Annotated in this window: 13 protein-coding genes; all 13 read right to left on the bottom strand. The window is 70.4% G+C overall.

The window, feature by feature from the left end:
• Positions 1 to 51: 51 nt before the first annotated feature.
• The 13 genes from LH62_RS31475 to bchB all read right to left on the bottom strand — a co-directional run bounded on the left by LH62_RS31475 (position 52) and on the right by bchB (position 13,894).
• Complete coding sequence (locus tag LH62_RS31475; RefSeq protein WP_043360886.1) at positions 52 to 324, bottom strand: high-potential iron-sulfur protein; 273 nt, start codon at positions 322 to 324, stop codon at positions 52 to 54.
• A 102-nt stretch (positions 325 to 426) separates the two neighbouring features.
• Positions 427 to 1,638: a 5-aminolevulinate synthase gene (gene hemA / locus LH62_RS09720; RefSeq protein WP_043360885.1), complete on the bottom strand. Its 1,212-nt coding sequence runs from the start codon at positions 1,636 to 1,638 to the stop codon at positions 427 to 429.
• 19 nt (positions 1,639 to 1,657) lie between these two features.
• Positions 1,658 to 2,482 carry a putative photosynthetic complex assembly protein PuhE gene (gene puhE, locus LH62_RS09715; protein WP_052214059.1) on the bottom strand — a complete coding sequence of 275 codons (825 nt, stop codon included), beginning with the start codon at positions 2,480 to 2,482 and terminating at the stop codon, positions 1,658 to 1,660.
• Between the two features lie 6 nt (positions 2,483 to 2,488).
• Positions 2,489 to 3,562: a magnesium-protoporphyrin IX monomethyl ester (oxidative) cyclase gene (acsF, locus tag LH62_RS09710; RefSeq protein ID WP_043360883.1), complete on the bottom strand. Its 1,074-nt coding sequence runs from the start codon at positions 3,560 to 3,562 to the stop codon at positions 2,489 to 2,491.
• On the bottom strand, positions 3,559 to 3,870 hold the full coding sequence (locus LH62_RS09705; RefSeq protein ID WP_052214057.1) for a hypothetical protein: 312 nt from the start codon (positions 3,868 to 3,870) through the stop codon (positions 3,559 to 3,561). Before LH62_RS09705 ends, acsF begins: the two co-directional genes overlap by 4 nt.
• Positions 3,867 to 4,325 (bottom strand): photosynthetic complex assembly protein PuhC, encoded by a 459-nt coding sequence (gene puhC / locus LH62_RS09700; protein WP_043360880.1) that lies wholly within the window; start codon positions 4,323 to 4,325, stop codon positions 3,867 to 3,869. The genes LH62_RS09705 and puhC overlap by 4 nt, the downstream gene beginning before the upstream one ends.
• 11 nt (positions 4,326 to 4,336) lie before the next feature.
• Complete coding sequence (gene puhB, locus LH62_RS09695) at positions 4,337 to 4,987, bottom strand: photosynthetic complex putative assembly protein PuhB (RefSeq protein ID WP_043360877.1); 651 nt, start codon at positions 4,985 to 4,987, stop codon at positions 4,337 to 4,339.
• Between the two features lie 11 nt (positions 4,988 to 4,998).
• Positions 4,999 to 5,775: a photosynthetic reaction center subunit H gene (gene puhA / locus LH62_RS09690; protein ID WP_043360875.1), complete on the bottom strand. Its 777-nt coding sequence runs from the start codon at positions 5,773 to 5,775 to the stop codon at positions 4,999 to 5,001.
• 15 nt (positions 5,776 to 5,790) lie between these two features.
• Positions 5,791 to 7,203: a BCD family MFS transporter gene (locus LH62_RS09685; RefSeq protein WP_043360872.1), complete on the bottom strand. Its 1,413-nt coding sequence runs from the start codon at positions 7,201 to 7,203 to the stop codon at positions 5,791 to 5,793.
• A complete protein-coding gene (gene bchM, locus LH62_RS09680; RefSeq protein ID WP_043360869.1) occupies positions 7,200 to 7,895 on the bottom strand; it encodes a magnesium protoporphyrin IX methyltransferase in 696 nt (231 codons plus the stop codon). Before bchM ends, LH62_RS09685 begins: the two co-directional genes overlap by 4 nt.
• Entirely contained in the window at positions 7,895 to 8,809 is a 915-nt protein-coding gene (gene bchL, locus LH62_RS09675) for a ferredoxin:protochlorophyllide reductase (ATP-dependent) iron-sulfur ATP-binding protein (protein ID WP_043360866.1), read from the bottom strand. Before bchL ends, bchM begins: the two co-directional genes overlap by 1 nt.
• Positions 8,806 to 12,408, bottom strand: a complete 3,603-nt coding sequence (locus LH62_RS09670) for a magnesium chelatase subunit H (RefSeq protein WP_043360863.1) — start codon at positions 12,406 to 12,408, stop codon at positions 8,806 to 8,808. The genes bchL and LH62_RS09670 overlap by 4 nt, the downstream gene beginning before the upstream one ends.
• The gene (bchB, locus tag LH62_RS09665) at positions 12,383 to 13,894 is read right to left on the bottom strand and encodes a ferredoxin:protochlorophyllide reductase (ATP-dependent) subunit B (protein ID WP_043360861.1); all 1,512 of its coding nucleotides are present in this window, start codon (positions 13,892 to 13,894) and stop codon (positions 12,383 to 12,385) included. The genes LH62_RS09670 and bchB overlap by 26 nt, the downstream gene beginning before the upstream one ends.

Below are 13,894 nucleotides of genomic sequence, written 5' to 3'. Positions count from 1 at the left end.
ACGGCCGCCGCTCTCCGGCCGGCGCGGCGAGCGGGCCGCGCCGGAACTGCTTCAGCCCTTCGCGGCCCAGACGGCGCACCAGCCCTCGGGCTTGATCTCGCCGTTGACGATGGCGCAGGCGTTCGGCGGCTGGAAATGCAGGCAGCCGTCGCACCGTTGGCCGTCCTTTGGCTGGACCTGGTACATCACCATCTCGGGTGCGAGCTTGTCCTGCGCCCGCGCGGTGGCGATGGCGACCGGCGCCAGGGCCGCGAGGCCGGCGACCTGAAGGCCGGTCTTCTGCAGGAATTCGCGGCGCGCCTGCGGCTTTCTCGTCCTGTCCATGTCTCGCTTGTCCTCCTCCTGTGGGCCGGCAACCGAAGCTTGGGTCCGGATTCAGGTTTGCCAAGCGCAGCAATGAGGGAATTCGTTCCATGAGAATGATTCTCAAGCAGCACGCTGCAGGCTGAACTGCGACCAGATCTCGGACAATGCTGTAACGAGGCGGTCGATATCCGCCGCGCTGTGCAACGGACCGGGGGTGAATCGCAGCCGTTCCGTGCCGCGCGGAACCGTCGGGTAGTTGATCGGCTGGACGTAGATTCCGTAGTGGTCCAGCAGGAGGTCGCTGATCTGCTTGCAGACCACCGGGTCGCGCACCATCACTGGGACGATGTGGCTCGGGTTCTCCATGTGCGGCACGCCGGCGGCGTCGAGCTTGGCGCGGAGTTGCGAGGCGTTCGCATGCAGCAGGTCGCGCTCGACGCTGCTCTCCTTGAGATGGCGGATGCTGGCGATGACGCCGGCCGCGACCGCGGGCGGCACGGAGGTGGTGAAGATGAAGCCCGAGGCATAGGAGCGGACGAAGTCGCACATGGCCGCTGAGCCCGCGATGTAGCCGCCGACGACGCCGAAGGCCTTGGCGAGCGTGCCCTCGATCACCGTCAGGCGATGGGCGACGCCGTCGCGCTCGGTGATGCCGCCGCCGCGGCGGCCGTAGAGGCCAACGGCATGGACCTCGTCGATATAGGTCATGGCGCCGTACTCTTCGGCGATGTCGCAGAGCTCGGCGATGGGGGCGATGTCGCCGTCCATTGAATAAACACTCTCGAAGGCAACGAGCTTCGGCGTCTCCGGGTCGAGTTCGGCCAGGATGCGGCGGAGGTCGGCCGGGTCGTTATGGGCGAAGACGCGGCGCTCGGCGCGGCTGTGGCGGATGCCCTCGATCATCGAGGCGTGGTTCAGCTCGTCGGAAACGATGACGCAGCCGGGCATGCGCGAGGCGAGCGTCGAGAGCGTCGCCCAGTTCGACATGTAGCCGCTGTTGAAGAGCAGCGCCGCCTCCGTGCCGTGGAGGTCGGCGAGTTCCTGCTCGAGCATGACATGGTAGTGGTTGGTGCCGGCGATGTTGCGCGTGCCGCCGGCGCCGGCGCCGCACTTGTCGAGCGCCTCGTGCATGGCGGCGAGCACCTTCGGGTGCTGGCCCATGCCGAGATAGTCGTTGGAGCACCAGACGGTGACCTGCTGGTTGCCGCGCGCGCGGTGATGCGTCGCATAGGGGAAGGCGCCGGCCTGGCGCTCAAGATCGGCGAAGACGCGGTAGCGGCCCTCGCGGTGGAGGGCGCCGATCTGCTTCCTGAAGAACGCCTCGTAGTTCATCGTCCCCTCCTTTTGTGCATCAGGCGGCGGGCCGCAGCGCGCGGAGATGCTGCGGCACCGCCGGCGCCTCGGCCGGTGCGGTCGAGCGGCGTGACTTCATGCTCCAGTTCCACAGCGCCTCGGCCGGGATCGGCAGCACCAGGAACCAGTGTTCGAGGATGGCAAGTGCGGTCAGCACGCCGAGGAAGGTGAAGCCGGCGGCCTGGAAGTCGCTGGCCGTGCCGGCGAGGGCGTGGTGGAAGAACCAGGCGCAGAGCAGCGTGCCGGCCGTCACCGAGAGCGGGAAGAGCAGGTTCATCGGCTTGCGCGCGAAGAAGCTGCCGAGATAGGCGAGGTGCGGCGGCAGGAATTGCTCGTTGAGGTTCCGGACGCCGAGGAAGACGTTCAGCTTGGCGCTCTGCCGCATGCCCCAGAGCAGCAGAAAGGTCCAGGCGCCGATCTGGTTCGGCCCGCCCCAGGTCAGCGCGAGGACGGCGACGGCGCCGAGCAGGATCGCCAGCTCATGGTGGAGGATGGTCAGCACGGCGAGGCGGAAGCGCGGCCAGCCGGTGCAGCCTTCCGGGCAGGGCGCGCGGCGCGGGCCGGTGGCGAAGCCCATCAGGAAGGCCATCTCCTGCCAGGCCCAGGCGAGCAGGCCGCAGGAGAAGGCGCAATAAGCGCCGATGGGCGAGGCGTCCGCGCTGCTGGCAGCGAGGCCCCAGAGGGCGGCGCCGAGCATCGCCGTCGCGCCCAGCATGCTGCGCCGATAGGTCCGCGCCGGCAGCCCGTCCAGCCAGATGATCGCCCCGGTGCTGAACCACCAGACGAACAGCGCATAGAGGGCGGGCAGACCGTAATCGGCCATGGCGCGCTACCAGGCAGGCGCCATGCGGATCTGCGCCGGCAGCGCCGCATGCTTGCCCGGGAGGAGGTAGAGGCGGGCGAAGGTGGCGGCCGCCGCGGCGCCGAGGCCGGCGCGCTGCAGCCTGCCGACGATGCCGCCGCGCGCCTTGGCCGCCGTCATCTTCTGCGTGATGCGGAAGAGGCGGTCGAAGCCGCGGCGCATGGCCGGGTTGTCGGTATCGAGCGTCACCGGGAAGACCTGCTTGCAGATTTCGGTGCAGGTGTCGAAGACCCGATAGTCGTAGTCGGAGGGGGTCATGCCGAGGGCCTTGTGGAACTCCGGCCGGGCATGGTCGCGCACATACATCGTCGCATAGACGGCGAGCTGGAAGAACTTCACCCAGAGCTTGTTGCGGCCTTCGAGCAGCTTGGGGTTGGCGCGCATCAGCAGGGCGAAGGCCTCGCCGTGGCGGAACTCGTCGTTGCACCACTTCTCGAACCACAGGAAGATCGGGTGGAAGCGCAGCTCCGGGTGCCGCTCGAACTGGCGGAAGATGGTGATGTAGCGGGCGTAGCCGATCTTCTCCGACAGGTAGGTGGCGTAGAAGATGAACTTGGGCTGGAAGTAGTGGTACTTCTTCGCCTTGGTGAGGAAGCCGAGATCGACGCCGATGCCGATGTCCTTCAGCGCGTCGTTGATGAAGCCGGCATGGCGCGCCTCGTCGCGGCTCATCACGCCGAAGAGGTCGCGCATGTCGGGGTTCTTCACCCGCTTGCGGATCTCGGCATAGAGGACGCAGCCGGAGAATTCGGCGGTGACGGAGCTGACCAGGAATTCGACCAGCTCCTTCTGCAAGGGCTCCGGCAGGGCGTCGAGCCTGAACTCGTCGAAGGCCTCGGTGCGGACGAAATGGCCCTTGTTGGGGTCGGCGTGGAACTCGGCCATCAGCGCGTCCCACTCGGCGCGCAGGCTGCCGACATCGATGCGGTCCATGGCGTCGAAATCGGTGGTGTAGAAGCGCGGGCTGAGCACGGTGTCGGTCGTCGCCTCGCGGGTGACGGCGTTGACCGGCCGGCGGGCGGCGGGGGTTACGGCGTTCATGGCGCTTCCTTGGGCTCGAAGCCGCAATGGTAGAGTTCCGTCAACTCCAGGATGGCGGAGGCCTCGGTCCAGGCGCGCTCCAGCCAGCCGGCGCGGATGACGGTCGCGCGCGCCTCGAAGCGCATCGTCTCGCCATGCGCGATGTGGCCGGGCAGGTCGTGCACGAGGACGCGGTCGCCGGGACGGAGCCGCACGCCTTCCGGGATGGCATGGGCGTGCAGGCTGTCGAAGCTTCGTTCGATGTCGACGGTGCAGGGCACCTCGAAGCGGCGGCCGCCGGTGAGGCGGGAGATGAGGCCGAGGCTCATGGCGCAGCCCTCCCCGCGGTCAGCAGGCGGGCAAAGGCGTCCATGTTCGTCGGGCCGAAGGCTTCGAGGCCGATGCTGGCGCCGGTCGCCGGGTCCTCCAGCGTCAGCCTGCCATCGGGCCAGGCAGCGAGGCGGAAGGGCGCGCGGCCGGCAACCTCCTCGCGGCGGCGGTCGCGCACCAGGGCGCGCAGCGCGCCGCGGACGAAGCCGTTGGTGCCGGGCTCCAGCACGGCGATGTCGTGGGCGGCTTCCGCGTCGCGGACGAGGATGGCGCCGTCGGCGCGGTCCTCGAAGCCGAGGCTGCGGGCGAGCACCGGCGTCTCGTTCCGCGGCGCGGTGGTGCCGGCGCCGGCCATGCGTCCGAGGCCGGTGGCGGCGAGGACCGTGAGGATGAGCACGCCGGCGCCGATCAGCGGCCCGCGCGGCACCGGCATGTCGTGGGAATGGCTGCGCATCTTCCCTCTCCTCAGGCCGCGGCCGTCTGCGGGCCGGTTGTGGCCCCGGCGGGGGCGGCGGAGGCGACCGGACGGACCGGCATCGCCGCCGCTGCGGCCAGGGCCCGCGACAGGATCTGCGCCACCGCTTCCGCATCCGGGATCGCGCGCAGCGCAGGCTCGGGGCGAGCGTAGCGCCACGGACGGACATGCGGCCAGAAGAAGATGTAGGAAATGCGTTGGCGCGGCGCGATCGTCAGCGTCAGGTCGCCGCTGCCGTCGGCATGGCGGCGCAGCGCCGCGGCCTCGATGGCGGCGAAGGGAATGTTCACCGTCATCGACAGCGCGATGCCGATCCGGAAGACGATGCGCTTGCTGGTGATGGTGTAGGCGCTGGTGCGCGCCACCAGCACGGCGAGCAGCAGGACCAGCGCCAGCGCCACCAGGGCGAAGGGCAGGAACCAGGCGGCATCGCGCAGCGCGACCGGCAGGCTCGCGCCATCCATCAGCGAGGCGGTGCAGCGGGCACCGAGCAGCAGCGCGAAATAGAGGGCGAGGCCGCGGCAATGCAGACCGCGCCGGGCGTAGGCGCGCCAGTCGGGCGCACCCTGCCAGAGGATCGCCTCATCGGCCGGGGGGCGCTCGGGCAGGCCCCAGACCGGCTCCAGCTCATGTTCCTGCATGGCGGCCTCCTTCAGATGAGCGGACCGAGGCGTTGCGGCGTGGCATACATGTGGCCGCCGGCGAAGTAGCCGCTGATGCGATCCTCCTCGCGCAGCGTGATCGTGTCGGCATCCTTCAGCATCGGCGCCTCGATGAACTGGTTCGCCAGGACGGAGACGACCTTGACGATGCGGCGCTTCGCATCCACGCGGGCGAGCGCCATGGGGAAGACGACGCGGCGGGCGCCGGAGGATCCCTCGGCATCGGCCTCCAGATAGCGCACCACGGTCTCGGAGCGGTCCACCCAGCAATCCATCACCGTGCCGGCGATGCGGCCATCGGCGGTGACGACCTGGTAGCCGCGCGGGTCCGGGTCCTGCGCGGCGAGGTAATAGCCCGAGGCGGCCCGCAGCGGGACGATCTTCGGCAGCTGCTCGTCGAAGGTCACGTCCGGCACTTCGGCACGGAGGGCATAGGACGCGGGGCCGACGCCGTCCTGCATCGGGTCGCCGAGGGGCTGCATCGGCGCGCCGGGCCAGGGAGCGGTCGGGATCAGAATCCCATCGAGGTTCCGCTCCTGCGGGCGCGGGATCCGGTGGCCCTCATGCGCGAGCTTCAGGGCTTTCGGGGCCGGGATCGGCGGGAAGCCCTGCACCCGGACATGGGGCGACCGCTCGTTCTCCAGCGGGTAGCCTTCGCGCTTGTCCTCCCGACGGAGGTAGAAGATGAGGCCGGCGAAGAAGAGCCAGAAGGCGTAGAGCGCGACCTGCGCGACATCGATATAGCTGGTGATGGCACCGGTTTGCATGACGGCGTTCCTCCGCTAGCTCGGGGACCCGGCGAGGCCGAGCCTGGATGTGGGCCGCGGCCGGACGACGCTGACGAGCGGGCCGATCGCCGCGATGGTGGCGAAGAGCAGGACGATCTCGAGCAAATAGACCGCGCCGTAGCCGGTGGCGGCGACGGTGAGCGTCGTGCCGAGGCCGCCGCGCATGGCGAAGTCGGAGACGATGTCGCGCAGCACGCCGCCGATGGCGACGGCGCCGCCGGCGCAGCTCGCCTGCACCGCACCCCAGGCGCCGAGGGCGAGGCCGGCCTGGCCGCTGCGGGCGAGGTCCATGCAGGCCGTCAGCGTGCCGACGGTGAAGAGGCCGCTGCCGAGGCCGATGACGACGGTGCCGAGGCCGAAGGCCACCGGGCTGTCGAGCGGGGCGGCGAAGATGACTGCGGCGAATCCCATGGCGCCGACGAGCGCGCCGAAGCCGGCGATGCGGTGCGGGTCGACGCCCCGGCCGAGGCCGCGGGCGGCGATGGCGAAGCCGGCGATGCCGCCGCCGGCGAAGAGCGCGGTCAGCGTCGTCGTCGCGGCGACGGAGAGGCCGAGGATCTGGCCTCCATACGGCTCCAGCAAGATGTCCTGCATGCTGAAGGCGGCGGAGCCGAGGCCGATGGCGGCGAGGCGGCGCGTCCAGCGGCCCTCGCCGCGTAGGCGGCGCCAGGAGTCTAGGAAGCCGGGCTGGGGGCGGCTCGCGCGGGTGCGTCCCGGGTCGCGCGGCTCCTGCTTCCAGAGGGCGATGCAGTTCAGCACCATGGTGAGCAGCGCCGCGCCCTGGATCACCTGGATCAGCCGGATCTGGCTGAAATGCTGCAGCAGCGCACCGAAGCCGAGGGCGCTCACCATCATGCCGAGAAGCAGCATCAGCGAGAGCAGCGCGACGACGCGCGGCTGGGATTCGGGTGGGGCGAGGTCGGTGGCGAGCGCGAGGCCGACTGTCTGCGTGGTGTGCAGACCGGCGCCGACGAGGAGGAAGGCCATCGCCGCGCCGACATGGGCGACGATGGGCGGGGCATTGCTGTCGCCCGACAGCAGGATCAGCGCGAAGGGCATGATGGCGAGGCCGCCGAATTGCAGCAACGTGCCCATCCAGATGTAGGGAACGCGGCGCCAGCCCAGGGCCGAGCGGTGGTTGTCGGAGCGGTGGCCGACGAGGGCGCGGAAGGGGGCGAAGAGCAGCGGCAGCGACACCATCGTCGCCACCAGCCAGGCGGAGACGCCGAGCTCGACGATCATCACCCGGTTCAGCGTGCCAATCAGCAGCACGGAGCCCATGCCGACCGAGACCTGGAAGAGCGAGAGGCGCAGCAGGCGGCCGAGGGGCAGTTCGGCTGAAGCGGCATCGGCGAAGGGGAGGAATTCGGGGCCGATCCTGGTCCAGGCCCGGGCGATGCGGCTCATCTGCGGCACACCTCCAGGGCCTGGGAGATGTAGAAGCCGGCGGCGATGCGCCGGCTGCGGCCGGGCTGCCAGCCGGGGAGGCCGGCGGCGACGAGGCGCGCGAGGCGGCGCTCCGCGACCGGCTCGATGGCGGGCGAACGGTCGCCGCGTGGGAAGAACTGGCCGACGGCGTGCATCGCCGCCAGCAGCGGGGTGCGCGGGGCGAAGGTGATGAGCATGGAGTGACGCGTGCGGGCGGCGAGGCCGGCGAGCACCGCCACGACATCCGGCGCCTTGTAGTGGATCAGGCTGTCCATGGCGACGACGTGGTCGAACTTGCCGAGAGCCGGATCCTGCATGTCGCCGGTGAGGAAATCGACATGGCCGGGGCCGGTACGGCCCGAGGCGCGCTCGGCGGCGAGCGCGACCAGGGTGGGCGAAAGGTCGATGGCGGTGACATGGGCGCCGCGGCGGGCGGCTTCCACCGCCAGCGCGCCGGTGCCGCAGCCGGCATCCAGCAGGCGGCGGCCGGTGAGGTCATCCGGCAAGTAGGAGAGCAGCGTGTTGCGCATCGCCTCGCGGCCGGCGCGGACCGTTGCACGGACGCGGCCGACCGGGGCGGTCGAAGTGAGGCGCGTCCAGGCCTCGACGGCGGTGCGGTCGAAATAGGTCTCAAGCTCGCTGCGGCGGGCGGTGTAAGTGCTGCTCGGCATCAGTCGAATCCCAGCAGGTCGAAGATGTCACGGTCCTTCATGGGCGAAGCGCTGAGCGCCTCCGTCCCCGCCCAAAGACTGGCGGCGAGGCGGAGGTACTCCTCCTGCACCGCGACCAGCTCCGGCGTCGGGTCCATCTCGAAGAGCGTGGACTTCTTCAGGCGGGAGCGGCGGATGACGTCGAGGTCCGGCAGGTGGGCGAGCGTCCGCATGCCGGTCGCGGCGTTGAACTTGTCCACTTGGTCGGTGGCGGCGCTGCGGTTGACGATGACGCCGCCGAGCCGGACGTCGTAATTCTTCGACTTGGCCTTGATGGCGGCGACGATGCGGTTCATCGCGAAGATACTGTCGAAGTCGTTGGCGGCGACGATGATGCCGCGGTCCGCGTGCTGGAGGGGCGCCGCGAAGCCGCCGCAGACCACGTCGCCGAGCACGTCGAAGATCACCACGTCCGTATCTTCCAGCAGGCGGTGCTCCTTCAGCAGCTTCACCGTCTGGCCGACGACATAGCCGCCGCAGCCGGTGCCGGCGGGCGGGCCGCCGGCCTCGACGCACATGACGCCGTTGTAGCCCTCGAAGACGAAATCCTCGGGGCGCAGCTCCTCGGAGTGGAAGTCGACGGTCTCGAGCACGTCGATCACCGTCGGGATCAGGCTCTTGGTCAGGGTGAAGGTGCTGTCGTGCTTCGGGTCGCAGCCGATCTGGAGGACGCGCTTGCCGAGCTTCGAGAAGGCGACGGAGAGGTTGGAGCTGGTGGTGCTCTTGCCGATGCCGCCCTTGCCGTAGACGGAGAAGACCTTGGCGCTGCCGATGGTCATGTTCGGGTCCAGGTGGACCTGCAGGCTGCCCTCACCGTCCATGCGCGGGGGCTCGGGGCGTCGGTGGAGGGCGGCATGCGGCGTCTCGATTCTCATGCGGCCATCTCCACGGTGATGCCTTCGAGCCGGTCCTCCAGCTCCTCGCCGGCATGGCGCAGCGCGTCGAGTACGCCCTGGTCGGGCGACCAGTAGCGGCGCTCATGCGCTTCCAGCAGGCGGTTGGCGATCTTGGCCGAGGCGGTCGGGTTCAGCGCGGCCAGGCGTTCGCGCATGGCGGCGTCAAGCACGAAGGTCTCGGTAAGCTGCTGGTAGACCCAGGGGTCGACCTCGCCGGTCGTCGCCGACCAACCAAGGGTATTCGTCACCTGCGCCTCGATCTGGCGGACGCCCTCATAGCCATGGGAGAGCAGCGCCTCGTACCATTTCGGGTTGAGGGCGCGGGTGCGGGTCTCGAGCGCGACCTGCTCGGAGAGGGTGCGGACGGCGCCGTCGCCGCGCGTCTGGTCGCCGATATAGATCGAGGCGCTGGTGCCGCGGGCGCGCTTCACCGCGCGGCTGATGCCGCCGAGCGTGTCGAAGTAGTGGTCCACGGTGGTGACGCCGAGCTCGACGGAATCGAGGTTCTGGTAGGTGACCTCGACGCTCGCCAGGACATGGGCGAGGACGGCGGCGTGGCGGACGGGCTTGCCGTTGACGCCATAGGCGAAGCCCTTGCGGCGCTCATAGGCGTCTGCGAGCTCGTCCTCCTCGGTCCAGGCGCCGTTGCCGATGAGGTGGTTGACGTTCGCGCCATAGGCACCGTCGGCATTGCCGAAGACGCGGAGCGCGGCTTCTGCCATCGATCCGCCATGCGCGGCCTGGAAGGCCAGGGCGTGCTTGCGGATGAAGTTGCGTGCGGGGGCTTCGTCGGCCTCAGCGGCGAGGAGGGCGGCCTCGGCGAGCAGGCGGGTTTGCAAGGGCAGCAGGTCGCGGAAGATGCCGGAGAGGGTGACGACGACATCGATGCGCGGGCGGCCGAGCGTCTCTAATGACAGGAGCTGGGCGCCGCAGAGGCGGCCGTAGCTGTCGAAGCGTGGGGCGGCGCCCATCAGCCAGAGGGCCTGGGCGATGGGGCCGCCTTCGGTCTTCAGGTTGTCGGTGCCCCAGAGGACGAGGGCGACGGTCTCGGGCAGCGCGTTGCCATCCGCCGCGTGGCGGGCGAGCAGGCGGTCGGCCTGGCGGGCGCCGTCCTGCACAGCGAAGGCGCTCGGGATGCGGAAGGGGTCGAAGCCGTGCAGGTTGCGGCCGGTGGGCAGGACTTCCGTCGTACGGAGCAGGTCGCCGCCGGGGGCGGGGTGGAGGTAGCCGGCATCGAGCGCGTGCAGGAGGGCGGGGATCTCGTGGTCCTCGGCGAGCAGGGCGTCGAGATGGGCGCGGCGCTCGGGCTCCGTCACCCCGGCGGCGTCGAGCATGGCGGCGCGGTCCTCGGGTTTCGGTGGCTCGCCGATGATGTGCAGGCCGTAGGGGATCAGCGTCTCTTCCAGCGCCTGAAGCTCGCGGGCCAGAGCGAGGATGGTGGTGTCGGCATCCTCCCAGGCGGAGTCGGCGGCGGCGAGATCGACGGCGACGGCCTGGGCCTGGATCAGCTTCGCCAGCGCGGCCTGCTGGTCGGGGTCGCTGCCGGGCTCGAGGGCGCGCCAGCGGTCGATGGAGGATTTGAGGTCCAGCAGGCCGCGATAAAGGCCAGCATGGGCGACGGGCGGGCTGAGATAGCTGATCAGCGCGGCGCCGGCGCGGCGCTTGGCGATGGTGCCCTCGGAGGGGTTGTTGCTGGCGTAGAAGTAGAAGTTCGGCAGGTCGCCGATCAGCCGGTCGGGCCAGCATTCGCCCGACATGCCGGCCTGCTTGCCCGGCATGAATTCCAGCGCGCCGTGGGTGCCGAAATGCAGCACGGCATGGGCGGCGAAATCCTCGCGGATCCAGCGGTAGAAGGCGCAGAAGGCATGGGTCGGGGCGAAGCCGTGCTCGAAGAGCAGGCGCATCGGGTCGCCCTCGTAGCCGAAGGCGGGCTGGATGCCGATGAAGACATTGCCGAGCCGGAGGCCGAGCACGTAGATGCCGGCGCCGTCGGTCTGCAGCCTGCCCGGGGCGGGGCCCCATTGCGCCTCGATCTCGGGGAGGAAGGTCTCGCGGCGGAGGATGTCGTCGGTTGGGATGCGCAGCGCGACATTGGCATCCGTGCCGTGGCGGACGCGGTTGCCGTCGAGGATCATGCGGCGGAGATCGTCGGCCGTCGCCGGGACGTCGAGGGTGTAGCCGGCGTCGCGCAGGCCGCACAGCGTGTGGTGGAGCGAGGTGAAGACGCCAAGATAGGCCGCCGTGCCGGTCGCGCCACTGTTCGGCGGGAAGTTGAACAAGATGATGGCGAGCTTGCGGGCCGCGCGCTCGGCCCGGCGCAACTCGACGAGCCTGGCGATGCGGGCGGCGAGCATGACGGCGCGCTCGGGATGGGCGGCCATCTCATGCGCGGTGTCGCCATCCGTCGTGCCGGTGCGGCCGCCGAAGGTCATCGGCCAGATGCCGCCGTCCAGCTCGGGCAGGGCGACCATCATCGTCGCCTCGACCGGCAGCAGGCCGCGGGCATCGGCCTGCCATTGCTCCATCGTCTGGAATTCGAGCGGGTGCGCGGCTATGTAGGGGAGGTCGAGCTGCGCGAGGATGGCTTCGGCGGCGCGGGCATCGTTGTAGGCGGGGCCACCGACCAACGAGAATCCGGTGAGGGAGACGAGCGCGTCGATGCAGGCGGCGCCGTCCCTTAGGAAGTAGCGCTCGATGGCCGGGCGGGAGTCGAGGCCGCTGGCGAAGGCGGGGATGACGCGGAGGCCGCGCGCCTCCAGTGCCGCGATGACGCCGTCGTAGTGGGCGGCGTTGTTGGCGAGGACGTAGGAACGGAGGATCAGCAGGCCGACGGTGCCGGCGGTGCCGGCGGCGGGCAGGTCCTCGGCGCGCTCGGTGATGCGGGCGGCGGCGCGGGGGTGGTAGAGGCCGACCTCCGGGTATTCGATCGGCGGGGCGGCGGGTTGCAGGCTGCCGGGGGCCTGCTGGCGCGGGCCGGCGGCGTAGCGGCCGACCAGCAGGCGGATCATGTTCGCCAGGTTCTCCTCGGACCCGGCGAGCCAGTATTGCAGGGCGAGGAAATAGGCCCGCACGTCCTGCGCCGTGCCGGGGACGAAGCGCAGCAGCCGCGGCAGCTGGCGCAGCATCTTCATCTGATCCTTGCCGCTGCTCGGCGCACCGGGCTTGCGGTTGCCGCGGAGGCGCTTCAGCAGGCCCATCACGCCCGTCGCCTCGGCATCCATGCGGAAGCGGCCGATGCGGGTGAGGCGCATCACCTCGCCGGCGGAGAGCAGGCCGAGCATGGCGTCGCAATGCTCGCGCCGGGCAGCCAGCGCGGGGAGGACGGCGCGGATATGGTCCTCGAGGAAGAGCATCGAGGCGATGACGATGTCGCCGCGGGCAATGTCGGCATGGCAGGCAGCGAGCGCCACCTCGTCAGAGCCCCATTGGTCGGCGGCGTGGACCGCCAGCGTCAGGCCCGGCAGCTCGCGCCGCAGCGCCGTCACCGCATGCATCACCGCGCCGGACAGGTGGCTGTCCATCGTGACGATGATCACCCGCAGGGGGATGGCGCTAACGGCTGAAATGGGCTTTGGCATCGTAGAGCGCCTCGAGGGTGATGGTGCCGATGCTGCGTTCGGTGGCGTAGCGCTCCGTGTTCCTGCGGGCCTTGCCGCGGACGAAGAAGGGGATCTTGCCGAGTTCGCGCTCGGCCTCGGCGGTCCAGGTCAGGGTCGCCGGGAGGGTGGGAGTGGCGGCGGCAGTGGCGCCGAGATGCGATGGGGCGGCCTCCGCCTGGAACTCGAAATCCTCGCGGAACATGCCGAGCAAGTGTTCCTCGAGGCCCATCATCAGCGGGTGGACCCAGGTGTCGAACAGGACGTTGGCGCCCTCGAAGCCCATCTGCGGCGAATAGCGCGCCGGGTAGTCCTGCACATGGACGGGGGCGGAGATGACGGCGCAGGGAATGCCGAGGCGCTTCGCGGTGTGGCGCTCCATCTGGGTGCCGAGGATGAGCTCGGGCTGGGCGGCCTGGATGGCGGCCTCGACGGCGAGGTAGTCTTCGGAGATCGTCGCCTCGATGCCGTGGGCCTTGGCGGCATCGCGCAGCTCGCGGGCCTGCTCGCGGGCGTAGCTGCCGAGGCCGACCAGGGTGAAGCCGAGTTCCTCGGTCGCCACGCGGGCGGCGGCCAGCGCATGGGTCGCGTCGCCGAAGACGAAGACGCGCTTGCCGGTGAGGTAGTTCGAATCGACGGAGCGCGAGTACCAAGCGGAGCGCGAGGATTCGGCGGCAAGGACCGGGGCGGGGTCGATGCCCGCCAGCGCCGCGACTTCGGCGATGAATTCGCGCGTGGCATTGAGCCCGATGGGGATGGTCTTCGTCGCCGGCTGCGCATGGGCGCGGGCGAGCCAGGCGGCGGCGGGGGCGGCGGTCTCGGGGTAGAGGACGACGTTGAAATCGGCCTCGCCGAGGCGGGTGAGGTCGGCCGGCGTCGCGCCGAGCGGGGCGGTGACGTTGACCGCGATGCCCATGCGCTCCAGCAGGCCGGTGATCTCGCGCAGGTCGTCGCGGTGGCGGAAGCCGAGGGCGGTGGGGCCGAGGATGTTGCAGCTCGGCGCGCGGCCCGCCGGGCGCGGCGCGGGCGGGGCGCAGAGGCCGCGGACCAGGCGGTAGAAGGTCTCGGCGGCGCCCCAGTTCTCCTTCTTCTGGTAGCTCGGCAGTTCCAGCGGGATGACGGGGATCGGCAGGTCCAGCGCGCGGGCGAGGCCGCCCGGGTCGTCCTGGATCAGCTCCGCGGTGCAGGAGGCGCCGACGATCATCGCCTGGGGCTGGAAGCGGCGGAAGGCGTCGCGGGCGGCGGACTTGAACAGCTCGGCCGTGTCGCCGCCGAGGTCGCGCGCCTGGAAGGTGGTGTAGGTGACGGGCGGGCGGGCACCGCGCCGCTCGATCATGGTGAAGAGCAGGTCGGCATAGGTATCGCCCTGCGGCGCGTGCAGCACGTAGTGCAGGCCCTGCATCGCCGTGGCGACGCGCATCGCGCCGATATGCGGGGGGCCTTCATAGGTCCAGATGGCGAGCTGCAT

The organism is Belnapia sp. F-4-1 (assembly GCF_000802185.1).
Classification (GTDB): domain Bacteria; phylum Pseudomonadota; class Alphaproteobacteria; order Acetobacterales; family Acetobacteraceae; genus Belnapia.
Note: the sequence above shows the minus strand (reverse complement) of the source record. Positions and strands in the feature narration are given on the sequence as shown.

Bases quoted from the DNA above. Each gene is read 5' to 3' on its own strand.
- LH62_RS31475 (WP_043360886.1), bottom strand. From the start codon at position 324: ATGGACAGGACGAGAAAGCCGCAGGCGCGCCGCGAATTCCTGCAGAAG.
- hemA (WP_043360885.1), bottom strand. From the start codon at position 1,638: ATGAACTACGAGGCGTTCTTCAGGAAGCAGATCGGCGCCCTCCACCGC.
- puhE (WP_052214059.1), bottom strand. From the start codon at position 2,482: ATGGCCGATTACGGTCTGCCCGCCCTCTATGCGCTGTTCGTCTGGTGG.
- acsF (WP_043360883.1), bottom strand. From the start codon at position 3,562: ATGAACGCCGTAACCCCCGCCGCCCGCCGGCCGGTCAACGCCGTCACC.
- LH62_RS09705 (WP_052214057.1), bottom strand. From the start codon at position 3,870: ATGAGCCTCGGCCTCATCTCCCGCCTCACCGGCGGCCGCCGCTTCGAG.
- puhC (WP_043360880.1), bottom strand. From the start codon at position 4,325: ATGCGCAGCCATTCCCACGACATGCCGGTGCCGCGCGGGCCGCTGATC.
- puhB (WP_043360877.1), bottom strand. From the start codon at position 4,987: ATGCAGGAACATGAGCTGGAGCCGGTCTGGGGCCTGCCCGAGCGCCCC.
- puhA (WP_043360875.1), bottom strand. From the start codon at position 5,775: ATGCAAACCGGTGCCATCACCAGCTATATCGATGTCGCGCAGGTCGCG.
- LH62_RS09685 (WP_043360872.1), bottom strand. From the start codon at position 7,203: ATGAGCCGCATCGCCCGGGCCTGGACCAGGATCGGCCCCGAATTCCTC.
- bchM (WP_043360869.1), bottom strand. From the start codon at position 7,895: ATGCCGAGCAGCACTTACACCGCCCGCCGCAGCGAGCTTGAGACCTAT.
- bchL (WP_043360866.1), bottom strand. From the start codon at position 8,809: ATGAGAATCGAGACGCCGCATGCCGCCCTCCACCGACGCCCCGAGCCC.
- LH62_RS09670 (WP_043360863.1), bottom strand. From the start codon at position 12,408: ATGCCAAAGCCCATTTCAGCCGTTAGCGCCATCCCCCTGCGGGTGATC.
- bchB (WP_043360861.1), bottom strand. From the start codon at position 13,894: ATGCAGCTCGCCATCTGGACCTATGAAGGCCCCCCGCATATCGGCGCG.